Raw genomic sequence first — 12,988 nt, 5'->3', positions numbered from 1 at the left:
TTCAGTGCTTGGCGCCGCTGTCCAGCAAGACCTGCGGGTTGAAGTCGTAGCGGCGCAGGCGCGGGTTGTGCACCTTGCTGAAGCGGCGGAAATCCAGCTCGCGCAGGTCGGGGCGGGCCAGGAAGCGCATGAACAGGGGGCGCTCCAGGCTCAGGCCTTCGTCGATGAAATCGCGGCCCTGGTGCAGATCGTGAAGCATCACCAGGGCGAAGGCGCCGGTCAGGAAATGGCCGCCGACCAAGGCCGAGAGGCGGCCGTCGATCAGGGCCTGCATGGCCTCGTCCGAGGTGTTGATGGCGGCGAACAGCAGATCGCGGCCGGGCTTGAGGCCCCGGCTTTCAGCGGCTTCCATGGCCCCGAAGGCCATCAGATCGCTGCCGGCCCAGACCAGCTGCGGCGCCGCGCCGCGCTGCAGCAGGCCCAGCATGCGCTCGCGCGCCTGATCCCGGCGCCAGTCGGCAAAGGTCTGCGCATCCAAATCGACCTGCGGATGCTCGGCCAGAGCTTGGCGCAGGCCCTGGTTGCGCTGGATGGAGCTGGGTGTGGAGCGATCCCCGGCGATGGACACCAGGTGCAGGCGCCCATCGGCGCCGTGCAAGCGTCGCGCCAGGCCTTGTTCGAGCAAGGCTCGGCCGCTCAGGTAGCCCGCGTCCTGGGCGCGCGGCTCCAGGCTGCCCACCAGCAAGGGCAGGCCGCGGCGCGGGCTGAAGCGCTGCTGCTCCTGCGGCAGCAGGCCCGAGAAGGCCGCAAAACTCTTGATGCCCGCCGCCGCCAGGTTCTGGGCGCAGGCCACCAGCACGCCTTTGTCATTGCTGAGCACGACATAGTCCGGTCGCTGGCCGGCGGGCCGCTGCGCCAGTTCGCGGCTCAGGGCGACGGTGCGTTCAGGGTCACGCTCGGCGTACAGCACCTCCAGCTTGAGCCCCAGGCTGCTCGCCGCGGCCTCCATGGCCTGGCTGGCGCTGCGCCAGAAGGCCTCGTCGGCATGGCCGGGGTTGATGAAGACGATGCTCTGCGCCTGCAGCGGCGCGGCCAGCAGGAGCAGCCCGAGTGCAGCGAGAGCAGGCGGAGCCGAGCGCAGGGCGCGGAGGACGGCGTGGCGCAAGCAACGCAAGAGGCGAGACATGTCGGGGCCGTTGTGCGCCTGGCGGCGCGAGCGAAACAAGTCGCCATTGTCGGCTTGTTTTCAGCCCCGTCCGGCGCCGTCTGAACCGGGGGACCCCCGGCCCCTGCGCTCACTCCAGCCGCAGACCCTCGGCGTCGAACCAATGCAGGCGGCGCGCGTCGAAGCCGAAATGCAGGGCCTCGCCCGTCTGCAAGGTGGGCTGGCCGGGCAACACGGCGCACAAGGCTTGATCGCCGCAACGCAGCCAAACCAGGTGCTGGCCGCCCAGAGGCTCGATCAGCTCGACCCGGCCCTCGAAAGGCTGGCCTGCGCCCAGCATCACGTCCTCGGGCCGAACGCCCAGGGTCAGCGCGCCGGCGGGCGCCGAGGCCGGGCCGGCCAGTTGCAGCACACCGGACTGGAACTGGCCATTGGCGTTCAGCTTCCCGGCGATGCGGTTGATGGTGGGCGAGCCGACGAAGCTGGCCACGCGCAAGGTGCGCGGCCGCTCATAGACCTCGGCCGGGGTGCCGATCTGCTGGATCGCGCCCTCGTGCATCACGACGATGCGGGTGGCCAGGGTCATGGCCTCCACCTGGTCGTGGGTCACGTAAATCATGGTGTTGCCCAAGCGCGCATGCAGCTGCTTGAGCTCGCGGCGCAGCTCGGTGCGCAGCTTGGCGTCGAGGTTGGAGAGCGGCTCGTCCAGCAGCAGCACACCGGCCTCGCGCACCACGGCGCGGCCGATGGCCACGCGCTGGCGCTGGCCGCCGGAGAGCTGGGCCGGGCGGCGCTGCAGCAAGGCATCCAGCTGCAGCATGGCGGCGGCGCGCTTCACCCGGGCTTCGATCTCGGCCTTGGGCAGGCCGGCCATTTTGAGCGGGAAGGCCAGGTTGGCATGCACGCTCATATGCGGGTAGAGCGCATAACTCTGAAACACCATGCCCACGCCGCGGGCGCTGGGCTCGGCCTGGCTCATGTCCTGCTCGCCGATCAGGATGCGGCCGCCGCTGATGGGGTTGAGGCCGGCAATGCTGTGCAGCAGGGTCGATTTGCCGCAGCCCGAAGGGCCCAGCAGAACCAGGAACTCGCCGGACTGGACGTCCAGGTCGAGGTGGCGGATGACCTCGTGGCCGCCGAAGCGGATGTTGAGGCCTTGGATGCAAACGCGGCTCAAAACGAGACCCTTTCGATGCGAAGGTGAGGGCGCGCTGCGGCGGCGCCGGGAATGAGGCGGGCGATGCGATGTGAGCTCGGGCGCGCGGGGGCTGGGGGCAAGGGCTGCAGGCGGTACAGCGCGGCTGGGGCGTAGTCGCGATGCACGCGCTCCAGCAGCTCCAGGATGCGCGCCTCGTCCACCTCTGGCTCGGGGCCACTTGACGCCTGCTGGGCCAGGCGCTGCGGCAGCACGGCCAGGAAGTCACAGGGGCTGGCCATGCTGCGCAGGTCGCCGGGCAGCACCGTGGGCGCGTCCACGCCCAGGGCTTGCAGCACATCGCCGGGGTAGCCGCGGCCGAACAGCGGGTCCAGCCACCAGCGGTTGCGCAGTCCGTCCTGGCGCAGGGCGGCGGCGAGGTCGGCCGGGAGATGGCTGGCCGGGCGTATGGCTTGCAGGCCCAGCACGATGCCGACCCGGGCTCCTGGTGCTGCGCTGCGCAGGGCGCGCAGCGCCTCACCATGGCTGACCAGCCGGTGGTGAGCGATTTGCAGCTCGGTGTGCAATGCGCGCGCCAGGGCCTGCGGATGCGCGCTCGTCCAAGCCGGGTTCTCGTGGGTGATCCAGTGCCCCACCCGGTCACCAAGCTGCTCACCCATCAGCCGGGCAAAGTCAGCAAAAGCACCGATGGTCGAGCGCTTCATCCAGCCGCCCTGCGCCTGCAGCGCCGGGGGCAGCTCGCCCTGGTGCAGCGTCACCCAGGGCTGCTGGCCCTGAGCCAGCAAGGCGTCCACCTGGCGCGAGACTTGGCCCAGGGCGTCGGCATCGGGCCGGGCACCCATGCCCTTGGGGAAGATGCGGGCCCAGTCGATGGCGAGATGGCAAGCCGGCGCCTCCGGCGCTGAGCCTGGGCCGGCCGCGCCCAAGGCTGTGGCGCCACTCCGGTGGTCGGGCCAGAGCGATGCGTTCTGGGCGAGATGCCGGCTGACCTGCATGGCTCAGTCCTCTTTGTAGATGCGCACCCAGTCGACCCGCATCTCGGCCGGGAAGGGCGTGCTGGCATCGGGGTTGCCGGGCCAATCGCCGCCGACGGCGAGATTGAGGATGACGAAGAAGGCACGCTCGAACACCCAGGGCACACCCGCGGGCAGGCCGGCCGGTGTGAGGCGATGGAACTCGACCCCGTCGACCAGCCAGATCAGCTCTTGCGGACGCTTGATCAGGGTGAAGACATGAAAGTCCTCGGACAGCGGCTTGGCGCTGATGAAGCGCTTGCCAATGCCCAGGGCACCCGAATAACCCGGGCCATGGACGGTGCCGTAGGCATGGAGCGGCTCCTTGCCGATGTTTTCCAGCACATCGATTTCTCCGGCCGCAGGCCAGGGCAGCTTGTCCTCACCCAAGGTCCAGAAGGCCGGCCAGATGCCGGGGCCACCGGGAATCTTGATGCGTGCTTCCAGCTTGCCGTAGCTGAAGCTGACCTTGCCGTCGCTGCGCAGGCGGCCCGAGCTGTACTCGCAAGGCTTGTCGTTCCAGCAAGGGCCGGCGTTGGCTTGCTTCTCGGCTCGCAGCAGCAGGTTGCCCTGGCCGTCGAGTGCCGCATTGCGGGCCGCCTGGGTGTAGTACTGCAGTTCGTGATTGCCCCAGCCATTGGCTTCCTTGTTGCCGAGGTCGTAGTTCCAGTGCTTGGCATCGGGCAGGGTGCCGGCTGCGCCTTCGAACTCATCAGCCCAGACCAGGGTCCAGCGATTGGAGGGTGCGGGAGTGGGGGCGGGGGACGGCGCTGGTGAGGGCGCCGGTGCTGGAGCCGGGGAGGGCGAGGCCGTCGCGCCGCCGCCGCCGCAGGCGACCATCAGCGAGGCCAGGGCGGCCATCAGCGGCCGGGTGGGGTGCAGGACAGGGTGCTTCATCGCGGCCGCCGCTCAGCCCTGGGCGCGCCACTGGCGCAGCAGGTCTTGGTACCAGAGCGCGCTGGCCTTGAGCGTGCGCGCCTGGGTTTCGTAGTCGACATGGACGATGCCGAAGCGCTTGGAGTAGCCAAAGCCCCATTCGAAGTTGTCCATCAGGCTCCACACCATATAACCGTCCACCCGCACGCCACGGCGGCGGGCCTCGGCGGTGGCGGCGATGTGGGTGCGCAGGTAGTCGAGCCGGTCCAGGTCGTGCACATGGCCGTCGACCAAGGTCTGGTCGGGGAAGGCTCCGCCGTTTTCGGTGATGTAGAGCGGCGGCATGTCGGGGTAGTCGGCGTGCATGCGGCAGAGGATGTCGGTCAGGCCCTCGGGGTAGACCTCCCAGTCCATGTCCGAGGCGGGCAGGCCGTGCTCGCGGGCGCTCCAGGGCTTGCCGTCGGCATTGACCACGTAGCGGGTGTAGTAGTTGATGCCCAGGTGGTCCATGGGCGCGCGCATGGCGGCCATGTCGCCGGCCTCGATCTTGGGGGCAGCGGCGCCCAGGTCGGCCAGGGCTTCGGCCGGGTACTCGCCCTTGAACAGCGGGTCGCTGTACCAGCGCCGGCTTTTTGCATCGGCCAGGCGGGCGGCGGCGATGTCGGCCGGGTGGGCCGTGGCGGGCACGCTGGGGCCCATGTTCAGCACGATGCCGAGGTTCTTGCAGCCGCCTTCGGTGCGCATGGCTTGCATGGCCAGGCCGTGGCTGAGCAGCAGGTGGTGCGAAACCTGGGCCGCCAGCGCGCGGTCGCGCAGGCCCGGCGCGTGCACGCCGGTGTCATGGCCCAGGGTGGCGGTGCACCAGGGTTCGTTGTGGGTGGACAGGGCGTAGAGCCGGTCGCCCAGATACTTTTGCACATGCCGGGCGTAGTCGACGAAGCGGTGCACCGTGTCGCGTGCGGCCCAGCCGCCTTGCTGGTCTTGCAGGGCTTGCGGCAGGTCCCAGTGGTAGAGCGTGGCGACCGGCTTGATGCCGCGCGCCAGCAGGCCGTCGACCAGGCGCTCGTAAAAGCCCAGGCCGGCGGCGTTCCACTCACCCCGGCCCGTGGGCTGGATGCGTGGCCAGGCCAGCGAGAAGCGGTAGCAGTTGACGCCCAGCGAGGCGATCAGGTCCAGGTCCTGCTCCAGGCGATCGAAATGCTCGCAGGCGATGTCGCCATTGCTGCCGTCGGAGATGGCGCCGGGCTGGCGGCAGAAGCGGTCCCAGATGGATTCGCCGCGGCCGTCGACCTGGGTCGCGCCCTCGATCTGAAAGCTGCTGGTGGCCACGCCGAACAGGAAGTCGGCCGGGAAGCTGGCGGGAACGTCAGCCGAGGAGGTGGGGATGTGAGTTGCAGCGGACATTATTTGACGGCGCCAGCGGTCAGACCGGCGATCAGTTGGCGGGATGAAATGACGAAGAGGACGATCAGGGGCAGGGTCGCAATGGCCGAACCGGCCATGATGGCGCCCCACTCGGTGTTGACGGTGGCCTGCAGGCTGCGCAGGGCCAGGGGCAGGGTGTAGCTCTCGGCCTGACGCAGCACCACCAGCGGGGCCATGAAGTTGTTCCAGGAGGCGATGAAGGTGATCAGGCCCAGGGTGCCCAGGGCCGGGCGCAGCAGGGGCAGGGCGATGCGCCAGTAGATGCCGAACTCGCTGCAGCCATCCATGCGCGCGGCCTTGAGCAGCTCCATGGGCACCGAGGCGGCCGCGAACTGCCGCACCAGGTAGATGCCGAAGGCGCCGGCCGCGCCGGGGATGTAGAGCGCGCGGTGGGTGTCCAGCCAGCCCAAGGCGTCCATGACCATGAAGTTGGGGATCATGGTCATGAAGGGGGGCACCAGCAGGGTGCCCATGACGAGCAGGAACAGCGGCTGCTTGAAGCGGAACTCCAGCATGGCAAAGGCATAGCCGGCCATGGAGCAGAACAGCAGGGTGAGCACCGTGGACATCAGCGCCACGTAGAGGCTCCAGCCCAGATTGCGCCAGAAGGGCAGGCGGGTGGTCAGGGTCTGCAGATTGCGGCCCAGTTCGCCGTCGAACCACAGCGGCGGCGGCACATTGAAGATGGCTGCGTTCGATTGGGTGGCGAACACGAACATGAAGTAGAAGGGCGCCAGCATCAGTAGGGCACCGCCACCGACCAGCAGATAGGCGGCCCCACGTGAGAGGGTTTTTGTCGACAGGCGGCTCATGGCTTGCGATCCTTGAAAGCGCGGTTGGTCAGCCAGGTCATGGTGGCCAGCAGGGCGAACAGCAGCCAGGAGATGGCGTTGGCGGCGCCGAAGTCGCTGAAGTCAAAGGCCAGGCGGTAGACGTAGATGGCCACCGTCATGGCGGCCTGGTCGGGGCCGCCGCGGCCGTTGGTCAGAATGAACGGTTCTTCGAAAAGCTGCATGCCACCGATGATGCTCAGGGTTATTCCAAACAGCATCATGGGCTTGAGCGCCGGCAGGGTGATGTAGCGGAAGCAGGACCAGGAGCCCGCGCCGTCCAGCTTGGCGGCTTGATACAGCTCGCGCGGGATGGTCTGCAAGGCGGCCAGGTAGAGCACCAGGTTGAAGCCGACATAGCGCCAGAACACCACCATGGCCACGGCCGGCTTGAGGGTCTGCGGCTGCCACAACCAGTTGATCGCCTCCATGCCAAAGGCCCACTTGAGCAGGGCGTTGATCAGGCCGTAGTCGGTGGACAGCAGGGAGGTGAACATCATGGCGATGGCCACCGTCGAGGTGATGTAAGGCAGGAAGTAGGCGGCCGCCACGCTGTGGCCGTGGCGCCCGAAAGCGCGGTTGATGAAGACCGCCAGCGGCAGGGCCACCAGATGCTGGGGCAGGCCCGAGAACACGGCCAGCCAGAGCGTGTTGCCCAGGGCTTTCCAGAACCAGGCATCACCCAGCACGAAGATGAAGTTCTCCAGGCCGGTGAAGCGCATGGCCTCCAGCCCGGCTGTGGGTTCCCAGCTCTGGAAGGCCATCCACAGCGAGAACAGCAGGGGGAACAAGCCGAAGATCGAGAACAGCGCCAGAAAGGGGCTGAGCAGCAGATAGGGCACCCAGGCGCGGGGCAGGCGAAATGACGGACGCGTCTTTTTCATCATCATCACCGCGTGGCCCTGTGAACCAGCAAGGCCTGGGCATCGGCCAGGGCCTTGGGAATGGACTTGCCGTAGATCAGCACGTTGTCGAGCTCGCCATTGACCACCTCCTCGGCGAACTTGTTCTGCCGGTGCAGGGGCCGTGCGGGGATGCGGCGGGCCGCGTCGCGCCACAACTGGCGGGCGCGTTGGCCGCCGAGGAAATCGACCGGTTCGTCAAAGAAGGGGTCGTCCTGGGCGCTGAGCAGGGCGGGGAAGGCGTCCTGGTTCTTGAAGGCGCTGAGCTGCAGCTCGCGGCTGAGAGTCAGGTGCTGGATCAGCGACCAGGCCAGGGCTTTGCGGCTGGGGTCGGAGCGGCGCGGGATGGCGTAGTAGCTGCCGCCCCAGCCGCCGAAGCTGCCGCCGGGCAGCTGGGCCGCGCGCCACAGGCCATGGGTGTTGGGCGCCACCGATTTGGCCATCTGGCTGGCCATCCAGGCGCCCGAGAGCTCGGTCGCCAGCTTGCCGCGGCGCAGGTGTTCGCTCCAGTCATTGCGCCAGGTGTCGACGATGGCGTCCAGACCCAGGCGCCGCACTTTTTGCGCCAGCTCGAAGGCACGCTGGAACAGCGGGCTGCTGATGCTGGGCCGGCCTTGGGCGTCGAAGTAAATGCTCTGGCCGGCCGGGGTGCTGGAGAACAGCACGATGTCCTTCAGGTAGCGTGCATGCGCCAGCAGGTAGGCGCCGGTGCGGGCCTTGATCTGCACGCCGGCCTGCACGTAGGCCTCCCAGCTTTCGCTCAGGTCCTTCAGGCCCAGGCCGGCGCGCTCCAGCACATCGGCGCGGTAGAACATCGAGCCCGGGCCGATGTCGGCGGGAATCGCCACCACCGCGCCCTCGCGGTTGCGCGCTTGCTCAAAGGCGAAGGGCACGAAGCGTTCGCGCAGGCCTTCGGCCAGATAGGGCGGAACAGACAAATCCTGCAGGCCGGCGCCCAGCGAGAAGCGGCCCATGTACATGGTTTCCAGCGCGATCACATCGGGCAGATGGCTGGCGCTGGCCGAAGACAGGGCCGTGGTCATGGCCGTGTGGTGGTCGTCGTACTGGCGGCTGATCACCTCGACCTGCACACCGCCATGGGCCTGGCTCCAGGCGGGCAGGGCTTGCTTGATGACCTGGTCCAGCAGCGGAAAGGCCGCCACCACCAAGCGTGGCGGTTCGCTCTGAGCCGGCGCGCTGTGGGCCAGAGGCGCGAGCGCCGCTGCAGCCAGCAACTGGCGCCGACGCGTGTCGGGGGACTTGTCTCGTGTCATTGTTTTTTGTTTGTTGACGCTTTGAAAGCGCTTTCACAATTCTGTGCCGGCAGGCCCGGCGCACCAAGCCGCGTAAACCCTAGTGGGACAAGCGCGGGGGGCGCGGCGTAGCCGTCCCTGGGGCCGCCTACACTGTCCAGCCCCCGTGGAAAGGACCGTCTGTGCAAGCCAAACCCGCAGCCAAGAAAGCGCCGTCAAGCCGAGCGGAGGGCGTGGTCACGCTCGAGCAGGTGGCGGCCCGGGCCGGGGTCTCGCCCAGCACGGTCTCGCGCATCCTCAATGGCACGGCCACGGTCAGCGAGCTCAAGCGGGCAGCGGTGGACGAGGCCATCCGCACCCTCGGTTTCCGCCCCAACCCGGTGGCGCGCGGCCTGGCCGGCGGGCGCACCATGAGCATCGGCGTGGTCACCCAGCGCATCAGCAGCCCGTTTTACGGCGAGGCGCTCAGCGGCATCGAGGTGGAGCTGGAGTCGGCCGGCTATGTGCCGCTGTTCGTCAGCGGCAACTGGAACGAGGCCGATGAGCGCAAGGCCATCGAGACCTTGCTGTCGCGCCGCGTGGACGGCGTCATTGTGTTGGCCGGTCGCCTGGACAACCGCGAGCTGGAGGCCTTGTCCGACAGCGTGCCCATGGTGGTGGTGGGGCGGCAGGTGGCGGGCGAGCGCCTGTTCAGCTTCAGTTTTGACAACCGCGCCGGCGCGCGCCTGGCCACCGAGCATCTGATCTCGCTGGGCCACCGCCGCATTGCGCTCTTGCTCGGCGATCTGATCCATGACGATGCCATCGATCGCCAGAACGGCTACTTCGATGCGCTGGCGGCGGCCGGCATTCCGGTCGAGCAGGAGCTGATCGTGCAGAGCGATTACACCGAGGCCGGCGGCATGCTGTCGGTCAGCCGCCTGATGGAGCGCGATGTGGCCTTCAGTGCCATCTTCAGCTCCAACGACCAGATGGCTTACGGTGCCATCCTGGGCCTGGCGCGGCGCAATCTGCGGGTGCCGGACGATGTCTCCATCGTCGGCTTTGATGACCTGATCATGTCGCGCTACACCATGCCGCCGCTCAGCACGGTGCGCCATTCCGTCTATGAAACCGGCGCCCAGGCGGCCGGTGCCATGCTCAGCCTCTTGCGCGGCGAGCGCCCGACGGTGCAGCTGGCGGCGCCGGAGCTGGTGCTGCGCGAATCGGTGCGCCGGGCCATCCGCTGATCCCGCAGCACCCTTGCGGCGGCTCGGGCGCGTGACTTTGCACTGAAACCGATTGCAGGCCGGTCAAGCTAGGGATTGGCGTTGCGAGGAGCGAGCAACCTAGGGTGTTGCCTAATTTGAAAGCGCTTGCAAATGCGCGATTCTTGACGGTAATGAAAGCGCTTTCAAGCGTTTCATTGGGCAGACCTTCAAAAAAAACCCCGGAGACAAGTTCATGAGAAATCCTCGACCCGTCACTCGTTTGTCCCGTTCGGCAAGCGCGGTGGGCTTGTTGGTGGCCAGCCTCGGCGCCCAAGCCCAGCAGGCCACGCCGCCCGCCGATACCAACAAGGCTCAGCTCGATGCCGTCGTCGTGACGGGTATTCGCCAGAGTCTGGAGACCTCCCTCAACCTGAAGCGCAATGCGCGCGGTTTGGTCGACGGCATCGTGGCCGAAGACATCGGCAAGTTCCCGGACGCCAACCTGGCCGAATCCATGCAGCGGATCTCGGGCGTGTCCATCGACCGCAGCAACGGCGAGGGCTCCAAGGTCACCGTGCGCGGCGTCGGCCCCGATTTCAATCTGGTGCTGCTCAACGGCCGCCAGATGCCGGCCTCCAGCATCGGTTCGACCTTTGCCTCCAATTCCCGCTCTTTCGACTTTGCCAACCTGGCGTCGGAAGGCGTGGCCGCCCTGGAGGTTTACAAGACCAGCCGGGCCGAGAGCCCCACGGGCGGCATCGGCGCCACCATCAACATCAAGACCGCCCGCCCGCTGGACAACAAGCAGCGCCTGGCCAGTGTCGGTGTGAAGCTGGTCAGCGACGACTCGAACAAGCGTCTGCCCGACAGCCTCAGCGGCAGCCAGCTGACGCCTGAGGTTTCGGGCATTTACAGCGACGTGTCGGCCGATGGTCGGTTTGGTATTGCCCTCGTCGGTAGCATCCAGAAGCGCAATGGCGGCTACAACCAGGCCGCAGTGGACGCCGGCTGGCGCACCTTCAAGGGCGATGAGCAGAACTGGGGCACCATTCCGCTGCCGGGTCAGCCGGGTGCCGACAAGATCACCAACCGCCCCAAGCCGACTGATCTGTATGTGGTGCCGCAGGAACTGCGTTACAGCCTGAACGCGTTTGAGCGCACCCGCACCAACGGCCAGCTCGTGCTGCAATTCCGCCCGGTGCAGGATGTGACCGCCACGGTGGACCACACCTACTCGGAAAACAAGATCCACTCCAAGCGCAGCGAGCTGTCGGCCTGGTTCAATTTCGGCCCGTCCTCGTCGTCCTGGACCAATGGCCCCATCGCTGCACCGCTGACGTACACCGAAACCTACCCCGCCAACGGCCCGGCTGATGTGGCGATGGCCGGCAGCATTTTCGGCACCAAGAACAAGAACCAGTCCACCGGTGTGAACCTGGCTTGGAAGGCCAGCCAAGCGCTGAGCCTGGAGTTCGATGCCCATCACTCCACGGCCACCTCGGGTGCCGACAGCCCCTTCGGCAGCAACTCGACCCTGGGCGTGTCGATGTACAACCGTGCCAGCGCCTCGGCCGACTTCTCGCAAAAGTTTCCAGTGCTGAGCATCGGTCTGGCCGGCGATCCCGCCGCCAGCCCCAGCCTGCTGCAAGTGACGGGTTCGTCCTTCCGCAACAGCTATATGCGCAATCAGATCGACCAGGCGCAGTTCAAGGGCAAGTATGTGCTGTCCGAGAGCTCCGGTCTGGATTTCGGCGTGGGCATGACCAAGGTCAAGAACCGCACCGCCTTTGCCAATGTCCAGCAGGACGACTGGGGTGGCCACAACAAGCCCAGTGACTATCCGGATACCCTCTGGCAAGCCGCGCAACTGCAAAGTTATTTCGGCCATTCGCTCGGCAGCAATGGCAGCAATCTGTTCAACAACTTCTACCTCTGGGACTTCAATGCCGTGCGTGCCGCGGCCATCAAGGCCGATGGCAGCGACAAGTGGTTCGTGCCTTCGTACAACTTCACCGACGATCGCCGCACGCAAGAGAAATCCAGCAGCGCCTTCATCCAGTACGGCAAGGACTGGGAGTGGGGCGTGCCCATGAACGCCACGATCGGACTGCGTTACGAGCGCACCGAGGTCAATTCCCAGGCCCTGGTGCCCAAGGTGACCGGCATCAATTGGGTGTCGGCCAACGAGTTCGCCCTGGTCAAGGGGGCGGCCGATTTCACCGCGCTTTCCGGCAAGTACAACTATGTGCTGCCCAGCATCGATTGGGAGGCTGAGCTCAGCGACAAGGTCAAGATTCGCGCCAGCTATGGCGAGACCATCGGCCGACCGGACTGGGGGGCAATCCAGGGTGGCATCACCTTGTCGGACTTCCGTGTCAACGGGGGGTCAGGCAGCCAGGGCAATCCGAGCCTGAAGCCGCTGCTGTCCAAGAATTTCGACTTCTCGGCTGAGTACTACTACGCCAAATCGAGCTACGCCTCGCTGTCGTTGTTCCGCAAGAACATCAGCAACTTCATTGGCACCAGCAGCTCTCAAGCCACACCGGCAGGCCTGACTTCGCCGATCGGCGGGGCGTTGTACAACGAAGCGGTCAGCAAGAACTGCCCGACCAAGGACGCTGCCTGCATCCGTAACTACATCCTCAACACCTACAACGGCAGCAAGGGCGTGGTGCGCACCGGCTTTGACGGCAATGGCAACCCGCTGGGTACCATCGCCGGCCAGGTTGGTGATCCGCAGGCCAGTTTCACCATCACCGCGCCGACCAACCAGCGCAGCGACTCCATCAAGGGCATGGAGTTCAACATCCAGCACGCTTTTGGCAAGTCGGGTTTTGGCCTGGCCGCCAACTATACCTGGGTGCGTTCGGGCCTGAAATACGACAACCTCAACCTGAAGGAGCAGAACGCACTGCTGGGACTGAGCAACTCGTCCAATTTGGTGGGTTTCTACGAGGACGACAAGTACAGCGCCCGCGTGGCCTACAACTGGCGTGGCGAGTTCCTGAGCAGCACCAGCGCCGATGTGTTCGGCAGTGCAGGTCCGGCTTATACCGAGGCTTACGGTCAGTGGGACCTCAGCTTGGGCTATAAGTTCAACAAAAAGCTCAGCTTCAACTTCGAAGCCCTGAACCTGAACGACGGTACCCAGCGCGTTCACGGGCGTGCCAAGGAGGAAACGCTGTACTTCACCCAGACCGGACGCCGCTACATGCTGGCCGCCCGCTACGCCTTCTGA

The 12,988-nt window shown here is 66.6% G+C and carries 10 protein-coding genes; 2 read left to right on the top strand and 8 right to left on the bottom strand.

Going from position 1 to position 12,988, the window contains the following annotated elements; genetic code table 11:
- Window position 1: 1 nt before the first annotated feature.
- The 8 genes from C1O66_RS08885 to C1O66_RS08850 all read right to left on the bottom strand — a co-directional run bounded on the left by C1O66_RS08885 (window position 2) and on the right by C1O66_RS08850 (window position 8,581).
- Window positions 2-1,126 carry an ABC transporter substrate-binding protein gene (locus C1O66_RS08885; protein WP_102769558.1) on the bottom strand — a complete coding sequence of 375 codons (1,125 nt, stop codon included), beginning with the start codon at window positions 1,124-1,126 and terminating at the stop codon, window positions 2-4.
- 109 nt (window positions 1,127-1,235) lie between these two features.
- A complete protein-coding gene (locus C1O66_RS08880) occupies window positions 1,236-2,282 on the bottom strand; it encodes an ABC transporter ATP-binding protein (protein ID WP_102767546.1) in 1,047 nt (348 codons plus the stop codon).
- On the bottom strand, window positions 2,279-3,256 hold the full coding sequence (locus tag C1O66_RS08875) for a family 1 glycosylhydrolase (protein WP_102767545.1): 978 nt from the start codon (window positions 3,254-3,256) through the stop codon (window positions 2,279-2,281). Before C1O66_RS08875 ends, C1O66_RS08880 begins: the two co-directional genes overlap by 4 nt.
- 3 nt (window positions 3,257-3,259) lie before the next feature.
- Window positions 3,260-4,171: a glycoside hydrolase family 16 protein gene (locus tag C1O66_RS08870; protein WP_165794536.1), complete on the bottom strand. Its 912-nt coding sequence runs from the start codon at window positions 4,169-4,171 to the stop codon at window positions 3,260-3,262.
- A 12-nt stretch (window positions 4,172-4,183) separates the two neighbouring features.
- A complete protein-coding gene (locus C1O66_RS08865) occupies window positions 4,184-5,554 on the bottom strand; it encodes a GH1 family beta-glucosidase (protein WP_102767543.1) in 1,371 nt (456 codons plus the stop codon).
- Window positions 5,554-6,387 (bottom strand): carbohydrate ABC transporter permease, encoded by an 834-nt coding sequence (locus C1O66_RS08860; protein ID WP_102767542.1) that lies wholly within the window; start codon window positions 6,385-6,387, stop codon window positions 5,554-5,556. Before C1O66_RS08860 ends, C1O66_RS08865 begins: the two co-directional genes overlap by 1 nt.
- The gene (locus tag C1O66_RS08855) at window positions 6,384-7,295 is read right to left on the bottom strand and encodes a carbohydrate ABC transporter permease (RefSeq protein ID WP_243392751.1); all 912 of its coding nucleotides are present in this window, start codon (window positions 7,293-7,295) and stop codon (window positions 6,384-6,386) included. Before C1O66_RS08855 ends, C1O66_RS08860 begins: the two co-directional genes overlap by 4 nt.
- A complete protein-coding gene (locus tag C1O66_RS08850; protein ID WP_102767541.1) occupies window positions 7,295-8,581 on the bottom strand; it encodes an extracellular solute-binding protein in 1,287 nt (428 codons plus the stop codon). The genes C1O66_RS08855 and C1O66_RS08850 overlap by 1 nt, the downstream gene beginning before the upstream one ends.
- Window positions 8,582-8,742: 161 nt before the next feature.
- On the opposite strand from C1O66_RS08850, the gene C1O66_RS08845 reads away from it, so the two are divergent.
- Together C1O66_RS08845 and C1O66_RS08840 are read left to right on the top strand one after the other, a co-directional pair.
- Entirely contained in the window at window positions 8,743-9,789 is a 1,047-nt protein-coding gene (locus C1O66_RS08845; RefSeq protein WP_243392750.1) for a LacI family DNA-binding transcriptional regulator, read from the top strand.
- A gap of 214 nt (window positions 9,790-10,003) precedes the next feature.
- Window positions 10,004-12,988: a TonB-dependent receptor gene (locus C1O66_RS08840; protein WP_102767539.1), complete on the top strand. Its 2,985-nt coding sequence runs from the start codon at window positions 10,004-10,006 to the stop codon at window positions 12,986-12,988.

It is taken from the genome of Paucibacter aquatile (assembly GCF_002885975.1).
In the GTDB taxonomy this organism is placed as follows: Bacteria; Pseudomonadota; Gammaproteobacteria; order Burkholderiales; family Burkholderiaceae_C; genus Paucibacter_A; species Paucibacter_A aquatilis.
The sequence above is the reverse complement of the archived record's forward strand: the minus strand, read 5'-3'. Positions and strand labels throughout refer to the sequence as shown.

Excerpts from the sequence above, each read along its gene's own strand:
- C1O66_RS08885 (WP_102769558.1), bottom strand. The coding sequence starts at position 1,126 with ATGTCTCGCCTCTTGCGTTGCTTGCGCCACGCCGTCCTCCGCGCCCTG.
- C1O66_RS08875 (WP_102767545.1), bottom strand. The coding sequence starts at position 3,256 with ATGCAGGTCAGCCGGCATCTCGCCCAGAACGCATCGCTCTGGCCCGAC.
- C1O66_RS08870 (WP_165794536.1), bottom strand. The coding sequence starts at position 4,171 with ATGAAGCACCCTGTCCTGCACCCCACCCGGCCGCTGATGGCCGCCCTG.
- C1O66_RS08865 (WP_102767543.1), bottom strand. The coding sequence starts at position 5,554 with ATGTCCGCTGCAACTCACATCCCCACCTCCTCGGCTGACGTTCCCGCC.
- C1O66_RS08860 (WP_102767542.1), bottom strand. The coding sequence starts at position 6,387 with ATGAGCCGCCTGTCGACAAAAACCCTCTCACGTGGGGCCGCCTATCTG.
- C1O66_RS08855 (WP_243392751.1), bottom strand. The coding sequence starts at position 7,295 with ATGATGATGAAAAAGACGCGTCCGTCATTTCGCCTGCCCCGCGCCTGG.
- C1O66_RS08850 (WP_102767541.1), bottom strand. The coding sequence starts at position 8,581 with ATGACACGAGACAAGTCCCCCGACACGCGTCGGCGCCAGTTGCTGGCT.
- C1O66_RS08840 (WP_102767539.1), top strand. The coding sequence starts at position 10,004 with ATGAGAAATCCTCGACCCGTCACTCGTTTGTCCCGTTCGGCAAGCGCG.